The organism is Palleniella intestinalis (assembly GCF_013166595.1).
Lineage (GTDB): Bacteria > Bacteroidota > Bacteroidia > Bacteroidales > Bacteroidaceae > Prevotella > Prevotella intestinalis.
Genome location: NZ_JABKKG010000007.1, coordinates 1 through 16,894, shown reverse-complemented (window position 1 = coordinate 16,894; position 16,894 = coordinate 1). Strand labels below are relative to the sequence as shown.

Below are 16,894 nucleotides of genomic sequence, written 5' to 3'. Positions count from 1 at the left end.
ATCTGTAAACATCATTATCTGTTTCCTGACGCAAAATTATGGAAAAATAACTATGCAAATATACGGAATTTTCCTAAAACGTATGGGGATTTCCCCTATTTTTTATAATTTTGCACAGTATTTTAACAAATAGTCTACATTAGAATTATGGATTACAGCGTAACCCACTTTAAGATAGAGGTGTCAGAGGAACTGATGCAGGTGTGTCGCGAGCTTCTTGCCGACAGTGTTTGTGAGGCCGGTTATGAGTCGTTCGTCGATACGGACGACGGCATTGACGGTTATATCCAGACGCAGTACTACAGTGAGGAGCATACCCTCGCGCATATTCTCGATTTCCCGATAGAGACGGCAGCCATCAGTTTCCATACCGAGGAGGTTGAGTCCCAGAACTGGAACGAAGCCTACGAGAAGGAAGTTTTTGACCCGATACGTGTCGGCAGCGAATGCGTCATCTACGATGCGGCGAGCCCGGAGGCGGAGATTCTCGCCACGGAGGCACCCATTTCAATCGCCATAGACCAGAAGATGGCGTTCGGCAACGGTGCCCACGAGACAACGAAGATGATTGTAGGGAAGCTCCTGCAGTTTGACTTCGCCGGCAAGCGCGTCCTCGACTGCGGATGCGGCACGGGCATTCTGTCCATTGTGTCAAAGCGTTGCGGGGCGGAGCATGTGACGGCTTACGACATAGACGAGTGGAGTGTGGACAACACGCACCATAATGCCGCGCTCAACGATATCACCATAGACGAGATACTTCTTGGCGATGTCTCCGTGCTGAGCCATGTCGACGGTGTCTTTGATGTCATCGTTGCGAACATCAACCGTAACATCCTCCTTGCCGACCTGCCTGCGATTGTGGAGACACTGAACATGGGTGGCACGGTGATTCTCAGCGGTTTCTACGAGGAGGATGTCCCGATGCTCCTTGAAAAGGCTGATGAATTGGGGCTTCACGAGTTGGAGCGCAATGTCACGAACGATTGGACAATGCTTGTACTTGGCAGATAGTGAAAAACGTCCGAAGGCTTGCCTGGTTATGTGCCGGTCTGCCTTCGGGTGCTTCTTTTGTTCATTAATGCTTTTTGTCAACCTACATTGTGCCCACTGCATATAATGGAATGTTTTTGCTCAACATAGCCGTTCATGGAAAGACGGATATCAGTGGCTTTCTGTTTTTGCTTGCCTTCCAGTCCGTTAACTGTTTGTAAATCTGTCTTTTCATGGTTTGTGATTTTTGTTTTGTTTTGCAAATTTACATTTTTTCGACGATAAAGTCTGTTAAAACCTACATTTTTTCGACGATAAAAACAAGCAAGCCCTACATTTTTTCGATGATAATTCTTTGTAAAACACAGAACAAAAGCATGGTCATCCGGTGTTTTTAACATTTGTTTTGCAATAGACTTGGAATGTGAAAAAATAACGGAAATTATTATCCGCAAAAGCGTGTGAGTTTTTTTATTGCTTTGCTGTAAAGTCGGGAGAAATGGCATGTGTAAGAGTGAAAAATGCACATTCCAACCTTGTTTGTAGCAAAAAAGAATGCGAATGGTATCACTTTGCAATATGAATAGTATCGAATCACCACCCGAATCAATACCAATTGTTATGCGGAAGGCTACCAACCACATTGTGACAGGTTGCCAATTGCATCTTGTTGAAGGAGAATTGATTGTGGGATTGTGGCTAACATGTTGATTGCTATGTGATTAGGCGAAATGCGAAATTTGCGGAATCTTTACTGCTTTAGTTATTTTAGTTTGTTTTTCGCGAGTATTTGTGTTAAAAAATGCGTGAGTTTTCTAATTCCCGGAGGTGCTTTTCCTTGCTGGCGAAGGAGGTGGATGCACACAAAAAAAGGTGTCTGTTTGCAATGCAAAAGAACACCTTTTTGAATATTGTAGTGCAGTCCTCTACTTGAAGAATGTTAAGTCTCAGGATGTAAATATGGTTGTGGTAGGCTTGCATGCCCTATGAAAAACGAGGACAGCCATTATTTCTCCTTCTTTCCGAACTTAGGGTCTATCTTCAGCATCGCGGCAACAAGGAACGTGACAGCACAGGTGCACATGACGATTATGAAGAAATTGCGGTAGCCTACCGCCTCCTGCAGCGCACCGGCATACAAGCCCGGAATCATCATGGAGAGAGCCATGAAGGCTGTGCATAAGGCATAGTGGGAGGTCTTGTATTTCCCCTGGCTATAATAAATAAGGTAGAGCATATACGCTGTGAAGCCGAAGCCATAGCCGAACTGTTCCACGAAGATGCAAAGGTTGACGATGAAGAGAGAGGAGGGCAGGGCATAACTGAGGTATATGTATACTGCATCCGGCAGCGTTATGGCGCACACCATAGGCCATAGCCACCGTTTCAGGCCGTCCTTTCCTGCACAGATGCCGCCGATTATGCCGCCGATGGTCAGTCCGACAACGCCCACCGTGCCCTGCACAAGACCGTATTCCATGGGCGAAAGGCCTAGTCCGCCGGCACTTTGCGGGTCAAGAAGGAACAGCGACGACACCTTTACAAGCAGTCCTTCAGGCATGCGATAGAGCAGCATGAACAGTATTCCTGCCACCACCTGCGGCTTCTTGAAGAACGAGATGACAGTCTCGCCAAGCTCTGCGAACATCGCTTTTGTGCTTAGTGTGCCTTTCTCGCCTGACATGCCACGTTCGTCGTCTTCTTTCGGGCGCGGCAGTATGTAGTTATGCCATAGCCAAAAAGCTACAAACAGTCCGAGAAGCCCATAGAAAGTGAGGCTCCACGAGAAAGCTATGCTCCCTCGGAACACCACCTGCAGATTGCCTGCTATCATCACGAGAAAGCCTTGTCCCATAATCATTGCAAGGCGATAGAAGGTCGAGCGTATGCCTACAAAGCAGGCCTGGTCGTGCTGGTCCAGTCCGAGCATGTAGAATCCGTCGGCTGCAATGTCATGTGTGGCGCTTGAGAATGCCATAAGCCAGAAAAAGCAGAGCGTCCCCTGAAGCCATATTGATGTCGGAATGGTGAATGCTATGCCGCCGAATGCCGCGCCGATAAGCAGCTGCATTGCGGTTATCCACCAGCGTTTGCTCTTGATTATGTCCACGAAAGGGCTCCAAAGAGGCTTTATCACCCATGGCAGGTAAAGCCATGATGTGTAGAAAGTGATGTCAGCGTTGCTCAGGCCAAGCTGCTTGTAGAGTATGAGTGATATGGTCATTACCGCCACATAAGGCAGTCCTTCGGCGAAATAAAGTGAGGGCACCCATGCCCATGGTGAAGATTTTGAGTTCATTCTGTTGGTGTCGGATTTGTTCTGAAATATGGAACATTTCATGAAAATATTATTGCAAAGATACAAAAATACTGCTAAATTGTGGCATATTGACATAAAAAAAATACCTTTGGCACACATTTTTAATTGCAAGGGTATGCAGTTTGCCTTTTTTTTCGTAACTTTGCACTCCTTAACGACTATTCCACAACGAATGAATCTGACAGAACTGATACAACACCCTGAAAGGATGGACCGTGAGACTCTTTATGACCTGAGGAGTCTCATAGCACTGTATCCATACCACCAGACTGCCAGACTGCTGATGCTGCAGAACCTCTATCTGCTGCATGACGCCACGTTCGATGAGGAACTGAGGAAGGCTTCGGTGTACATCACTGACAGGAAAGTGCTGTTCCAGCTTGTCGAAGCGGCGCATTACAAGTTGCGGAAACCTGAAGGCGCTAACGCCGAGGAAAAGAAAACGGCACGCAAGGACGGTGGAAACGCCGTAAGCAGGACATCGGAACTTATTGACAACTTCCTTGACTCCTTGCCTGAGGAGAAACAGGAAGAGAAGCCTGCCAGACGAAGGAAGCCTACTCCGGCGGACGCTACAGTGGACTATGTGGCGTATCTCCTGGAAAGCAGTATGCCGGCAGAGGACGAACCGGAGGTGGAAGCTCCGCAGATGAAGGGGCAGAGCCTTATCGACGACTTCATCTCACATGAGGGAAATCCGTTCACGCTACCGGATTTCCGTGACGAGGAAAGCAGGGAAGAGCCGCGTGGGTATGTCCCACCGCCTCAGGACGATACACCACCGCAAGTGACTATCTACACGGAGACAATGGCACAAATATACGTGCATCAGCGAAGATATTCACAGGCATTAGAGATTATTAAGCGTTTAAATTTGGAAAATCCGAAAAAAAATGCTTACTTTGCAGACCAGATACGTTTCCTTGAGAAACTTATAATGAATAATAATAACAAAAAAACAAAATAACCAATGTACACATTATTCGTAATTCTTATCGTCATTGTAGCACTTTTCATGATTGGCATCGTGCTCATCCAGGAGTCTAAAGGTGGCGGTCTTTCAACAGGATTCTCAAGCGGCAATGCCATGCTTGGCGTCCGCAAGACAACTGATTTCATCGAGAAGACAACATGGGGACTCGCTGCAGCAATGGTAGTGCTGAGCGTCTTCTGCGCATACGTCGCTCCAAAGGCAGTTACAGAGGAGAGTGTCATAGAGAAAGCCGCTACAGAGCAGCAGACAACAAACCCTAACAACCTGCCGGGCTTCGGTGCAAGCCAGACAAAGCAGGCGGCACCTGCACCTGCCGCACCGGAAAAGGCAAAGTAACCAAACCCCAAAAACATAATACTATGATTGATGTAAAAGAGACCCTCAAGAAAGCTGAGGAAGAGATGGAAATGGCATGCACATTCCTCTCCGAACAATTATTACATGTCCGTGCCGGAAGGGCAAACACTGCTCTTGTTGACGGTATCAGAGTGGAATCCTATGGTTCTATGGTGCCTCTCAATCAAATAGCAAACATCTCTACTCCTGACCCGCGCACAATCGCTATCCGCCCATGGGACAAGAAGGCTATCCGCGAAATCGAGAAAGCCATCGTGAACTCTACTCTCGGCATCACTCCGGACAATAACGGTGAGATAGTACGTCTTTGCATCCCTGTTCCGACAGAGGAACGCCGCCGCGAACTGGCAAAGCAGTGCAACGGCATTGGTGAGAAGGCGAAGGTTTCTGTACGCAAGGCTCGTGCCGAGTATAAGGAGACCTTCAAGAAAGCTGTAAAGGACGGACTCGCTGAGGACGAACAGAAGGATGCGGAAGAGAAACTGCAGAAGCTGCACGACAAGTTTATCAAGAAGATTGATGATATCCTTGCCGAGAAGAATCAGGAAATAATGACTGTCTGATGCAAGGACTCGTAATTAAAAATACAGGATATTGGTACACGGTGCTCACCGATGAGGGGAGCACCGTGGACTGTAAAATAAAGGGCAGTTTCCGGCTGAAAGGCATCCGCAGCACCAATCCGGTGGCTGTCGGTGACCGTGTGACAATCACCGAACCGACACAGAACACCATTGCGGACAAGACGCATTCGACAGGGGACATGACGGCTTTCATCACAGAGATTGCCGACCGGAGGAACTACATCATACGCAAGTCGCAGAATCTCTCAAAGGCAAGCCATATCATTGCTGCCAATGTCGACCAGGCTGTGCTTGTCGTCACGGTAAACCATCCACAGACAAGCACAACGTTCATAGACCGTTTCCTTGCCTCGGCAGAGGCTTATTCCGTGCCGGTGATACTTGCTTTCAACAAGAAAGACCTGCTCTCGGAGGACGAACTGCATTATCAGGAGATGATGATGGCATTGTATGAGACCGTGGGGTACAAGTGTCTTGCCCTCTCAGCCCTGCAGAACGATGGCGTAAACGAACTGTCGGCATTGCTGAACGGCAAGGTCACACTCTTCAGTGGTAACAGTGGCGTGGGCAAATCGACTATTCTCAACGCTCTGCTGCCGGGAGTCAACCTGCGGACAGCGGAGATTTCCGATGCCCATAACACCGGCATGCACACCACGACATTCTCGGAAATGCTTCCTCTTCCTGACGGGGGAGGATGGTTGATTGATACTCCGGGAATCAAAGGGTTCGGCACTTTCGACATGGAACCGGAGGAAATTTGCTCGTATTTCAAGGAGATTTTCCACTTCTCCAAGGACTGCCGGTTCAATAACTGCACACATACTCATGAACCGGGATGTGCTGTCAGAAAGGCTTTGGAGGAGCATTACATCTCCGAAAGCAGGTACAATTCCTATCTTAGTATGCTTAATGACAAGGAGGACGGCAAGTACCGTGAGGCGTTCTGATGTGATTTTTTTCTTACATCATGATGAATCATGGTTTATCATGATGGTATCATGTTCTATCATGAGACAACATGTTGCATCATGATTCATCCTGCCACTATTAACCAAAACAACAACAATCAATCCCTCTTTCGCCAATGAAAAGAATAATCCCATTCATCTGCCTTGCATGCCTCATGCCGCAATCCATGTGCGGACAAGAGATTTCCGGCTCTTGGAAAGGCAAACTTAGCTTGGGCATGACAAAACTGAACATTGTCTTCAACATCCAAAAGGATGGTGAAAAGCCTGTCTGCACAATGGATAGTCCCGACCAAGGGGCAAAGGACATAAAGGCGGAAGTGGATTTTCTCTCTGCTGATTCATTGGCTGTGTCCGTGCCTTCTCTTGGTGTCTTGTACAGAGGACATCTTGACAACGGCACGATAAAAGGAGTATTCACACAGGGAGCATACAAATTCCCTTTGTCACTCAAGCAAGGGACTGTTAAGTTGAACCGCCCGCAGACACCGGTTCCACCGTATCCTTATGCGACAAAAGATGTGGAATTCAGGAATAATGCTGACGGAGCGGTGCTGTCTGGCACGCTGACTTATCCTGTCGGATATGACCGTACAAAGCAAAAGAGCTCCATTCCTGTCGTGCTGATGGTCACCGGCAGCGGTCTGCAGGACAGGAATGAGGAGGCTTTCGGCCATAAGCCGTTCCTTGTAATAGCGGATTTTCTTGCGCGTAACGGCATAGCCTCATTGCGATATGATGATCGCGGATTCGGGAAATCGACAGGAGATGCTAAGAATGCGACTACGGAAACATTCAAGAACGATGCCAAAGCGGGGCTTGATTACCTGCGCTCAATGAAAGAGTTTGGCAAAATCGGTGTCCTCGGGCATAGCGAGGGTGGCACGATAGCGTTTATCCTCGGTGCAGAAAAAACGGCTGATTTCATTGTCAGTCTTGCAGGAATAGCACTTAGAGGCGATAAAGTCATCATCGAACAGAACCGCGCAGCATTTGCCGGCGCAGGATTATCGGAGGCGGAAGTGACGGCTTATTGCGCTGCATTGGAGATGATATACGAACAGAAGCGTGACGGAAAGAAGCCTGAATCACCGGAAAACATATTGGAGAAATTCCTTAGCGACAATGGTTTCTCTCTTCCGGAAGGTGCGAAAAAGAATCTCCTGACTATCATGAAAATGGATAATGCATGGATAAACCATTTCGTTTCCTACAATCCGGCAGAAGCCATCCGACGGATTTTATGCCCGGTTCTTGCCCTCAACGGTGACCTCGACCTGCAGGTTCTGTCAAAGGACAACCTGCCGGAGATTAAGCGACTTCTCCCGAAAGGAAAATATAATATGGTGAAAGAATACCATGGACTGAACCACATTTTCCAACATGCCACAACTGGGGCTGTCTCTGAATACGGGAAAATAGAAGAGACAATATCGGAAGAGGTGCTTAACGACATTGCCAACTGGATAAATTCCCTGAAGAAATAATTATTTACGCTTGCTTTTTTCATGAACATTGACGAGATAAAGGATAAGAAAATAGCTGTCCTGCTGTCAGGCGGAGTGGACTCCGCCGTGGTGCTTCATCTCCTGTGCGAGCATGGATTGCACCCGGACTGCTTCTACATAAAGATTGGCCCTGACGAGGAGGAAGGCTACGACTGCACATCGGAGGAGGACCTTGAGATGGCGACAGCATTGTGCCACAAGTACAAATGCCGCCTTGAAGTGGTGGACTGCCACCGCGAATATTGGGACAAGGTGACAGCATACACCATGGACAAGGTGCGCAACGGCTTCACCCCAAACCCTGATGTCATGTGCAACAGACTCATAAAGTTTGGTGCTTTCCATGAGAAAAGAGGTCACGACTACGACCTTATCGCCACAGGTCACTATGCTCGCACAGAGATTATCGACGGCAGGAAATGGCTCTGCACATCGCCTGACCCGATAAAGGACCAGACGGACTTCCTTGCACAAATCTACGATTGGCAACTGAAAAAGGCTATCTTCCCTATCGGCGGACTACACAAAGAAGATGTTAGGCGCATTGCAGAGGACAACCACCTCATCAATGCCAAGCGCAAGGACTCGCAGGGGATATGCTTTCTCGGCAAGATAAACTACAATGACTATCTCCGCAAGTATCTCGGAGAGAAGGAGGGCAACGCAATAGAACTCGAAACAGGAAAACTCATCGGCAAGCACAAAGGACACTGGTTTCACACAATCGGACAGCGCAAGGGTCTCGGTTTTGGCGGAGGACCATGGTTTGTCATTAAAAAAGACATTGCGGAGAACATCATCTATCTCTCGCATGGTTATGACCCTGCCGACGCATACGCATCGGAGTTCATCATACACGACCTGCATCTGCTCACGGACAATATCATGCCGGAGCGTGAAATAACTTTCAAGATACGCCACACAGCGGACATCAACAAGGCCATCATTGACGACCTCGGCAACGGACGCTACAGAATCCTTTCAGAAAAGCCTATCCACGGCGTCGCCCCCGGCCAGTTCTGCGTCATCTATGATAGCGCCCACCACCGCTGCTTCGGCTCCGGTGAGATCACCTTGTGACAGACTCCTTCCAAAGGGAACTCTCCCATAAGGTCCAATATCATTAAGACAATACCCTCGTTCATGAGAACAATAAAAGTCGTTTCTTTTGGATTCTTTAATTTCTTTGAGTGATAAATCTCTTTGAGGAAACATCTCTCGAAGAATAAAAAGAAAGAAGTAGATTTGTATTGATGGCGAATAACTGCGTTTAGGTTTAATCGCTCAGCAAATGAAACTCCGGCGGAGAGAAAATCGAACCGCGAATTACGCTAATTTCACGAATTCATTCCCATGCGGATTATGCGGAGAAATCGCATTAGCGGTTTAAGACCGTAGCTTTGCCGAATGACACCCATCGTGGAAGAATCCGCGCAAATCTGCGGGACACTTTCCTCTCCGCATGCCTTGCGCCAATTCGTTGTTGAGAGTCGTGGTTCGAAGAAGATGAAAAAAATAGAAAACTCATGCATATTTTTCATGCAGAAAATTCTTTGGTTTCTTTGTTTTCTTAGAGCGGAGAATTCCTTTGAGAGGATCCGCACCAAACACAATTAAGAATCCTCCGACAACGGGCATGACAAAAGGTGGCACATTGCATGGTAAAAGGGTATCTTTCGCCATGCAATGTGCCACCTTTCGCTACACGTTCAAATATCTTTTATTGTTCATACCGCTATGAAAGGAAACCTCACATAAACAATACATGCTGTAAGATACTTTCACCTTGTGAATGAGGATAAGGCACAAAACAGACGACCATTAGCAATATCAAGAATATAGCTACGATTATTACCGTGCCCCATTCTACAAGAAACGGAGGGATTTCTCCTAATAGATTACGAACTTTCTCAGAACGCAGTTCCATACCGGTGGATTTTCTCTTTCTCATCTTGTCATTTTTTTATAATGTATATTAAGTTGCTCAGTTTCCGAGTTCAAGCTGGTTCTTGACCAAATTGTAGTACGCGCCTCTTGTCTCGATAAGAGAAGTATGGTTGCCTGTTTCAACTATCTTTCCTCCATCAACAACAATGATTTGGTCAGCGTTCTTGACTGTAGATAGCCGATGCGCCACCACCACAACTGTACGGCCTTTGTAGAATCCATCCAGATTCTCAACTATTGCCCTCTCGTTCTTAGCATCAAGGGCATTTGTGGCTTCATCCAAAAAGATGAAATCCGGATTTTTATAGACTGCACGGGCTATGAGAATGCGCTGTTTCTGACCTTGGCTCAGCCCAAGACCGTCACGCCCGATAATAGTGTTGTATTTTAGAGGAAGTCCAATCACATAGTCATGGATATTCGCGATTTTCGCAGCTTTTTCAAGTCGCTCCACATCTATCTCGCCATCATCAACAGCGATGTTCCGGGCTATGGATTCAGAGAATATCACTCCATCCTGCATTACCACTCCACAATGGCGACGCCACCATTTGAGGTTGTATTCATTGATATTTCGCCCGGCAATAGAGATTCTCCCCGCCATAACAGGATAGTAGCCGAGCATGAGTTTTATCAATGTGGTCTTTCCACTCCCCGATGCTCCAACGATAGCGGTCACTTTCCCTTCAGGAATCTCAAATGATACATCTTCAAGCGTTTTCTTCAAAGCATGAGGATCGTATTTGAAATCAATGTTTTCAATTCTGACAGACTTTTCTGCGTCAAATGTCTTTACATGATTCTCTTTGGACTCTTCGTTTTTGCCTCCATGAATCTCATTGATGCGTTCAAGAGAGATTTTTACATCCTGCAACGAATATATGAATGACATAAACTGCTCGACAGGAGAGTTGAGCTGCCCCACGATATACTGAATGGCAAGCATTGTGCCAAGAGTGATCTGATCGTTTATCACTGCAGTTGCTGCAAAGACTGTTATCAGTATGTTTTTGACCTCGTTGATGAATATTGAGCCTGCCTCCTGTGTCTGTTGCAGTTTCAATGAATTCATTTGAACTCTGAACAAGTCGGCCTGTGTGTCCTCCCATTCCCATCGTCTGCGCTGTTCACAGTCTTGGAGTTTTATCTCCTGCATCGACGTTATGAATTGGTATGTTTTGTTTTGGTTAATCGCCTGCTGCTCGAAGATTTCATAATCAAGTACCTTGCGACGCTGTAGAAAAGATGATATCCATAATCCGTAAATAATACTTCCTGCAATAAAAATGCCAAAGATTTTTGTGTCGTAAATGAACAGGACAATACCAAATGTCATGAAACTTAAGAATGTGAATACAACATTCAATACCTGTCCGGTAAGGAAATTCTGCACACGAGAATGGTCTCCGATACGTTGTAACAAATCACCCATCAATTTTGTGTCGAAGAACGACATGGGCAGTTTCAATAACTTGATAAAGAAGTCACTTACTAATGAAATGTTTATCCGCATAGAGATATGAAGTAACAGCCAACGACGTATGAAGTCTGTGGCTGTACGCCCGATAACAATCATCAGTTCTCCTAATAACACAAGCCAAATAACCCCAATGTCGTCATGCTTTATTCCAATGTCGACGATTGCCTGGGTTAAGAATGGCATGATTAGCTGAAGTAAACAACCCAGCAGCAAACCGAGGAAAATCTGAAGGAAATATTCACGGTATTCCATGACATACCTCAAAAGGAAGCGGGATGAATGCCGTTCTTCTGTCTGCACACCATGCTGACAATAGAATCCCTGCGTCGGTTCAAGCAACATTACAATTCCCTTTTTCTCACCGTTAGACTGCATACAGACCCAATGGCGTTCGAATTCCGCCCTGTTGTATTTTATCTTACCTTTACCAGGATCTGCCACATAGAACTTTTTTCCATTACGGCTGACTTTATATAACACAACAAAATGATTCTGATTCCAATGTACAATGCATGGTAGTATGTTATTGGTTAACTGATCAACAAATAATGTTCCGCATAAAGTGTTCATACCTATTTTTTTCGCAGTGTTAGATATTCCATTCAAAGAAACGCCCTCAGGCGTGGCAGAGCAGAGACTGTCTAAAAAGTGATAGCCACATTTAACACCATAGTATTTAATTATCATTTGTAAGCATGCAACACCACACTGCATGGAATCACGCTGTTGAATAAAAGGGAATCGGAACATACTGTATTACTTGCTTATGCCAAAACGAGACTTGTCTATGTCAATTGTCTTAGGCTTGAAACTGTTAAAACGATAAATGAACGATACCTTAAATTGGCGGGTCATATCATAAGTGTCCATTTTTAAATTCTGCCCATATTTCATAATCGCCATTTGTGGATTCCATGTGTTGAAAACGTCTGTTCCGTTAAACATCAAGTCGGCTTTGCCATTTAGCATTGTCCATTTCAATCCTAGATCAAACTTCCATATATCACTCAAGTCCGTGATACCCTGTAGTGATGAAGTCAACCCTGTCAACCCTACGGTCAAATATAGAGAGGATTTGGGCAGAAGTTTGACAGAATTAGTAAAGTCCGCATAAAAAGAGAATTTCTCCCGATCAAATTTAATACCATGGAAATCATCGGCTTTGTTATGCGTATAATATCCATTCAGCGTCAAGGAGGACTGCAATGTCTGTCCGATGTTAAATGGAATACGCACCATCAAACCCAACATCTGATTATAATTGTAATTTTGTGTCTGATAGATGAGCTTCAAGATATCAGGATGCTGGTATGGCAACTGGACAAAATAATCATCGGTATAGTTATAATACAAGACTGCCATATATTTCTGATGATAAATATAAATCAGCTGATTCTCATAGGTGTACGAAGGTTTTAACATAGGATTGCCCACCAGCATCATATAGTTGTTCAGCCATGTTTCCCCACCATGTATTTCCCAATACGAAGGATAATTCTTAGTGGTTGAAATGTCTATTTGGAAAATATTGCGCGGACTCTTCATGTAAGTGAGTGCGATTTGAGGCGATACCCACCATTTTGTATCATTATTGCGGTGATAATAATCAACTTTAACAGATGTAGAAAAACTCAAGCCATTCTCAAAATTCCGTTCAACACCTACATAGGCGTCCGCAGAATATTCCTTTAATTGAGTGTTGAAATTGTCCGCGTCATCAGAGGTCATAAACGATTGGGAGCTGTAGTCGTTAGAATAGTCCATTAACAAGCCGTAGTTTATCCCCCATTGCTTGACATGGTGAGACTGGTCTGCATGTAAATGATATTTCTTGATATTCTGCGATGATGTATAATCCCTCAAAACTTCCCCAGCCTGTCTTTGATATAGCACAGTATTACTATTCTCCTTATAGTTTGTATAGGACATTCCAAGAGTCAGGCCAAATGAGCTTTCGTAATCAATGTTGACATTATTGAATTTATTGGATGAAGGATAGTCTTTTGATGTTGTATATTCTCCCAAAGTTCCAGAAGAGAAGTTTGTGGCATATTTGATTGGATTAATTTGAAAATTGTATGAAACAGATATATTGTTTTCCTTGCATAGCTTCCAGTCGAATCCTACATGACCATTGTGGCTATGCCCATTTGTTGTTGACTGCTCATTCTGTTTAACGGACTCATGGGTTCCGCCAAAAATATGATATGAATCGATGAATTGATGTGCCCAATCTTTACCTGCTGTAAAATTGTACATAAAATCAACCGACCATTTGTCTGCAGAATAAGTACTTGCTATATTGACTGCCCCTTTGGAATAGTGCTGCTGTAAGAAATCCAACCCCATCTGTCCCTGCAAGCCGTCCAAGGCAGATGGGGTTTTCATGATAATGTTTATAGAAGCCCCATCAACATGATACTTGGCAGGGGTGCTGTACATTACTTCCACATTTTTCAATCTGCCAATAGGATAGGATTGCAAAAGCGCTATAACGCTTTCTTCAGACATTTGTGGACGCTTTCCATTTATCAGTATAGTAATTCCATTTGTACCTGCCAAGGACAAGTTCCCAGACAGCTCTTTGGTTACACCTGGCAGATAAACTAATGATTCATAGATGTTAGTGACAGGCTTGTTTTTGATTATAGTGGGCAAATCAACAGAAATGACCCCGTTTTTCCCTTTTATTTGAGGTTTTTCTCCAATCACAACAACCTCAGCTACATTACAACTTTTTATTGAGTCATCTTGGTTTACAACAGTCTGTGCTAAAGCTATCGGCAAGTAAAACAAAATCATACTGATAATAATTAGGAATCGCATCATATCAATAATTTATTTAAGTTTATCTATATTTATTATTGTGACTATTTCTGAATAATCATGATTTCTATATAAAAGTTTTTCTTTTGCTAAAGAATCAATAATGCTTGTGACAGAATCCTTCGCCAGACTTAATTGTTCTATAAGCATATCTATAGAATAGATTTGTTTATTGCACAAGCAAAGTATTTTCCAATATGGTTCATCTTCGTTAAATTCCAATTCATTAATCACTAATCCATTATACAATTCTCTATAAAAAATGGAGGAGTTATCTGAGAGGAGTGAGTATGAGTAATCATTATTGATATAATGTTTTTCAATTTGGGCAAATAAGTTCCATTTTTGACTGTGCCCTGATTTCATAAAATCAAGTATTATAGCAAATTTATCTTCGTCATTTATATATCCTTTAGGAAGGAAATCAAATGTTGACGAATGACTCCATTTGTCCAGAATGCCAGATCTATCTAACTCTTTGAAATATCTTGAAGCTTCGCAGATCGCCAAGTCAGAAAGAGTATGAGTGAAACTTCCTTCTTTGAGGAAAAACCGCATATAGCATAAATTGGAAATGCCTTCATCAATGTCCATTTCTGTTTCTTCTGGAAGATTTCTAATAATATTTGCGCCATTAATACATATACCGAAAGTCGTTGCCCATTTTATAAAAAACAAATTACTTGCGAATGTATTCTTTTTTTCAATCTTTTTGAGAAGTTCTGAACTTGGTGATTCGTATCCTATTTGCACACCCTCAAAATTTACTACTGCCATTTTTGCAATGGCTTCATACGTTATTCCTTTGGTGATGATTTCTGCAGACTGAATTGAAAAATCATTATATTCTTCACGAAGTTTTATTAATCCATCAAGAAGATTGACAAATCTATCTTCATCGCCACCTATGATGTCATTGTCTAAGAATAGAAATCTTCTTACATCATATTTTTCAATATAACTCCTAATTTCATTTATAATAACATCACTTGATTTAGTGCGACTTTTATATCCTGTATTTAAAAAGCAGAAATGGCATTTTCTCCAATGACATCCTCTTCCTCCCTCGATAGGAAGTACTATTTCTTTTTTATCAAGCACATTTTCTACTTGCTCGAAATAATCTGTAAAATTGAATCTCAGTGTATTTATATTTGAGTATTGAAATGGCCTTACATTATTATTGGCAATACCTTTTACTGACAACGTATTTGTTATATCACAAGTATCGCCTCCCTGTGATAAAATGTCACATATTGATTTGAGGGAATATTCCCCCTCTCCCCATGACACAAAATCAAAAAAATCGAAATTCCTCTGAAATGCTGAAGCTTCATTTTTAGTTCCAAATCCTCCAATCACCATATGAAGGTCTGGCAATGATTCTTTAACCTTACGGGCAATGATTGTGGCAATAATCCATTGATAAAAAAGTGAAGAGAAACCTATTAAAAGATATTCTTCATGCAATAATTTTTTTTCAATAAATCCATCTATATATTCATTGAAGAAGTCGTAAAACTTATAGAATTCCGATATTATATACTTTTTCCCCTTTATATGAAGTTGCGGTTTGATATACAGCACGTAATCAGCCAGCGAATTCAACAATGCGCCCTGCTTGTATTCAACCCCTAAGTAAGCATAAAAAGGGATAAATTTATTAATTTCAGCCTTATATATATCATTTCCAAAATTCAAGAAAGACTCCAGTGAAGAACTAAGCTTTAAATTCCAATATTCAATATGAACATCATATCCAAATTCTTCCAAAGTATTTTTCAATACCGAATGCGCAGGTGATGGCATATTCTCCATTGAAGGAGGAAGCCAATTTAATAGAACTTTAGCCATATCAATAATTTTAACGAGGGTTCGCCAAACTTGAGTATAGAGAAAGTGAAAAACAGACAACTAATGTTTTTAGTAATAATAAAAATGTTTCACTATTCAAAAACTGATGCTTAATCTAAAATCACTACTTTCTTTAGCTGCTATTTGTAACTTTTATGAATACTATCCTTAGGTTTAGCCAACCCTCTTAAATTTGTAAAATTTTAATCTCCAATAATAGAATTGTTAGAAATTTCAACACTTCCACTCACTCCTTTACAGTTAACAGAAGCAGTGCCTTTTACATGAACTTTTCCACCTTTTATTATGTCATTTTCACTTTGGGTGAAATTATCTATTAAGGTGATGTTTGATTCAATGTTCTTCTTTTTCATTGTTTTTCTGTTTAAAAAGTTATTCCTACACCAATACTAACCCAAGGTTCATTTGGCATTGAAGAGGTAGGTGTTCCTTGTAAGGAATTTTTAACAAGTTTTCCACCTTTGACAGAGTCCAAAGATGTTTGTGTAAGGAAATCAATTTCCTTCACACTAAAATCTACAACTTTTTTTTTCATATGCACTCAATTTAATATTCCGATTATAACGCCTTTCGGATTCGCGCCTTTTGTACAGTCTGGTCTGTGGGATTATTGTCGACTTTAATCTTTCATATCTGATTATTGCACTTCAACTTCTCCTTCCGCATTCCATCCATCCCCTTGGATCAAGATTGTGTAAGTACCGGGAGCCAAAACTGTGAAATCCGTGTTCAGCGTTGATGAGTAGTTTTCAAGAGCGCCGTCTGCACTATAAAGGAAAACTTCGGCTTCCATAGTATCATTACCTATAACCGATATTTTGTGAGTATCGGAATCGTAGACAACTTCTATTGGCAGAAGCATACGTGAACGGTTTACATCTCTAGTATTTTCTGCCTTATTTTTTCGATAAAACCTCAGAAAAACACCTTGTTGCTCTGCTAAAGAGTCAACCCGCAAGTGCAATTGTTTTTGCAAAGTTACATAAAGAATTTGAAAAACTCCCTTACCGGCGTAGAGAATTTCAGTTTTTCCCTTGGT

Annotated in this window: 15 protein-coding genes; 7 read left to right on the top strand and 8 right to left on the bottom strand. The window is 43.0% G+C overall.

Translation table 11 applies throughout. The features are described 5' to 3' along the window. Nucleotides 1–147 precede the first annotated feature (147 nt). On the top strand, nucleotides 148–1,014 hold the full coding sequence (gene prmA / locus HPS57_RS10145; protein WP_172182755.1) for a 50S ribosomal protein L11 methyltransferase: 867 nt from the start codon (nucleotides 148–150) through the stop codon (nucleotides 1,012–1,014). Between the two features lie 77 nt (nucleotides 1,015–1,091). Here the strand turns inward: prmA and HPS57_RS10140 are convergent, their stop codons facing one another. Further along, nucleotides 1,092–1,637, bottom strand: a complete 546-nt coding sequence (locus HPS57_RS10140; protein ID WP_172182753.1) for a hypothetical protein — start codon at nucleotides 1,635–1,637, stop codon at nucleotides 1,092–1,094. Nucleotides 1,638–1,999: 362 nt separating this feature from the next. After that, nucleotides 2,000–3,292 carry an MFS transporter gene (locus tag HPS57_RS10135; protein ID WP_172182751.1) on the bottom strand — a complete coding sequence of 431 codons (1,293 nt, stop codon included), beginning with the start codon at nucleotides 3,290–3,292 and terminating at the stop codon, nucleotides 2,000–2,002. Between the two features lie 193 nt (nucleotides 3,293–3,485). On the opposite strand from HPS57_RS10135, the gene HPS57_RS10130 reads away from it, so the two are divergent. The 6 genes from HPS57_RS10130 to mnmA all read left to right on the top strand — a co-directional run bounded on the left by HPS57_RS10130 (nucleotide 3,486) and on the right by mnmA (nucleotide 8,807). Further along, nucleotides 3,486–4,280, top strand: coding sequence for a DUF8458 domain-containing protein (locus HPS57_RS10130; protein ID WP_172182749.1), 795 nt, complete (start codon nucleotides 3,486–3,488; stop codon nucleotides 4,278–4,280). Between the two features lie 3 nt (nucleotides 4,281–4,283). Next, complete coding sequence (gene secG, locus HPS57_RS10125; protein WP_135938604.1) at nucleotides 4,284–4,643, top strand: preprotein translocase subunit SecG; 360 nt, start codon at nucleotides 4,284–4,286, stop codon at nucleotides 4,641–4,643. Nucleotides 4,644–4,666: 23 nt separating this feature from the next. Then, on the top strand, nucleotides 4,667–5,227 hold the full coding sequence (frr, locus tag HPS57_RS10120) for a ribosome recycling factor (RefSeq protein ID WP_172182747.1): 561 nt from the start codon (nucleotides 4,667–4,669) through the stop codon (nucleotides 5,225–5,227). Beyond that, nucleotides 5,227–6,198 (top strand): ribosome small subunit-dependent GTPase A, encoded by a 972-nt coding sequence (rsgA, locus tag HPS57_RS10115; RefSeq protein ID WP_172182745.1) that lies wholly within the window; start codon nucleotides 5,227–5,229, stop codon nucleotides 6,196–6,198. Before frr ends, rsgA begins: the two co-directional genes overlap by 1 nt. 137 nt (nucleotides 6,199–6,335) lie before the next feature. Continuing rightward, nucleotides 6,336–7,706, top strand: coding sequence for an alpha/beta hydrolase family protein (locus tag HPS57_RS10110; protein WP_172182743.1), 1,371 nt, complete (start codon nucleotides 6,336–6,338; stop codon nucleotides 7,704–7,706). A 21-nt stretch (nucleotides 7,707–7,727) separates the two neighbouring features. Next, nucleotides 7,728–8,807 carry a tRNA 2-thiouridine(34) synthase MnmA gene (gene mnmA, locus HPS57_RS10105; RefSeq protein WP_172182741.1) on the top strand — a complete coding sequence of 360 codons (1,080 nt, stop codon included), beginning with the start codon at nucleotides 7,728–7,730 and terminating at the stop codon, nucleotides 8,805–8,807. A gap of 904 nt (nucleotides 8,808–9,711) precedes the next feature. Here the strand turns inward: mnmA and HPS57_RS10100 are convergent. The 6 genes from HPS57_RS10100 to HPS57_RS10075 all read right to left on the bottom strand — a co-directional run. Continuing rightward, nucleotides 9,712–11,904: a peptidase domain-containing ABC transporter gene (locus tag HPS57_RS10100; RefSeq protein ID WP_172182739.1), complete on the bottom strand. Its 2,193-nt coding sequence runs from the start codon at nucleotides 11,902–11,904 to the stop codon at nucleotides 9,712–9,714. Between the two features lie 6 nt (nucleotides 11,905–11,910). Next, entirely contained in the window at nucleotides 11,911–13,983 is a 2,073-nt protein-coding gene (locus HPS57_RS10095; protein WP_172182737.1) for a TonB-dependent receptor, read from the bottom strand. A gap of 9 nt (nucleotides 13,984–13,992) precedes the next feature. After that, nucleotides 13,993–15,834, bottom strand: a complete 1,842-nt coding sequence (locus HPS57_RS10090; RefSeq protein ID WP_172182735.1) for a B12-binding domain-containing radical SAM protein — start codon at nucleotides 15,832–15,834, stop codon at nucleotides 13,993–13,995. 203 nt (nucleotides 15,835–16,037) lie between these two features. Further along, entirely contained in the window at nucleotides 16,038–16,208 is a 171-nt protein-coding gene (locus HPS57_RS10085; RefSeq protein WP_172182733.1) for a hypothetical protein, read from the bottom strand. 11 nt (nucleotides 16,209–16,219) lie between these two features. After that, complete coding sequence (locus HPS57_RS10080) at nucleotides 16,220–16,390, bottom strand: hypothetical protein (RefSeq protein ID WP_172182731.1); 171 nt, start codon at nucleotides 16,388–16,390, stop codon at nucleotides 16,220–16,222. Between the two features lie 102 nt (nucleotides 16,391–16,492). Then, the coding region (locus HPS57_RS10075) for a hypothetical protein (protein ID WP_172182729.1) at nucleotides 16,493–16,894 on the bottom strand (402 nt) is incomplete at its 5' end.

Coding starts and splice junctions, on each gene's coding strand:
- prmA (WP_172182755.1), top strand. CDS start 148: ATGGATTACAGCGTAACCCACTTTAAGATAGAGGTGTCAGAGGAACTG.
- HPS57_RS10140 (WP_172182753.1), bottom strand. CDS start 1,637: ATGTGGTTGGTAGCCTTCCGCATAACAATTGGTATTGATTCGGGTGGT.
- HPS57_RS10135 (WP_172182751.1), bottom strand. CDS start 3,292: ATGAACTCAAAATCTTCACCATGGGCATGGGTGCCCTCACTTTATTTC.
- HPS57_RS10130 (WP_172182749.1), top strand. CDS start 3,486: ATGAATCTGACAGAACTGATACAACACCCTGAAAGGATGGACCGTGAG.
- secG (WP_135938604.1), top strand. CDS start 4,284: ATGTACACATTATTCGTAATTCTTATCGTCATTGTAGCACTTTTCATG.
- frr (WP_172182747.1), top strand. CDS start 4,667: ATGATTGATGTAAAAGAGACCCTCAAGAAAGCTGAGGAAGAGATGGAA.
- rsgA (WP_172182745.1), top strand. CDS start 5,227: ATGCAAGGACTCGTAATTAAAAATACAGGATATTGGTACACGGTGCTC.
- HPS57_RS10110 (WP_172182743.1), top strand. CDS start 6,336: ATGAAAAGAATAATCCCATTCATCTGCCTTGCATGCCTCATGCCGCAA.
- mnmA (WP_172182741.1), top strand. CDS start 7,728: ATGAACATTGACGAGATAAAGGATAAGAAAATAGCTGTCCTGCTGTCA.
- HPS57_RS10100 (WP_172182739.1), bottom strand. CDS start 11,904: ATGTTCCGATTCCCTTTTATTCAACAGCGTGATTCCATGCAGTGTGGT.
- HPS57_RS10095 (WP_172182737.1), bottom strand. CDS start 13,983: ATGATGCGATTCCTAATTATTATCAGTATGATTTTGTTTTACTTGCCG.
- HPS57_RS10090 (WP_172182735.1), bottom strand. CDS start 15,834: ATGGCTAAAGTTCTATTAAATTGGCTTCCTCCTTCAATGGAGAATATG.
- HPS57_RS10085 (WP_172182733.1), bottom strand. CDS start 16,208: ATGAAAAAGAAGAACATTGAATCAAACATCACCTTAATAGATAATTTC.
- HPS57_RS10080 (WP_172182731.1), bottom strand. CDS start 16,390: ATGAAAAAAAAAGTTGTAGATTTTAGTGTGAAGGAAATTGATTTCCTT.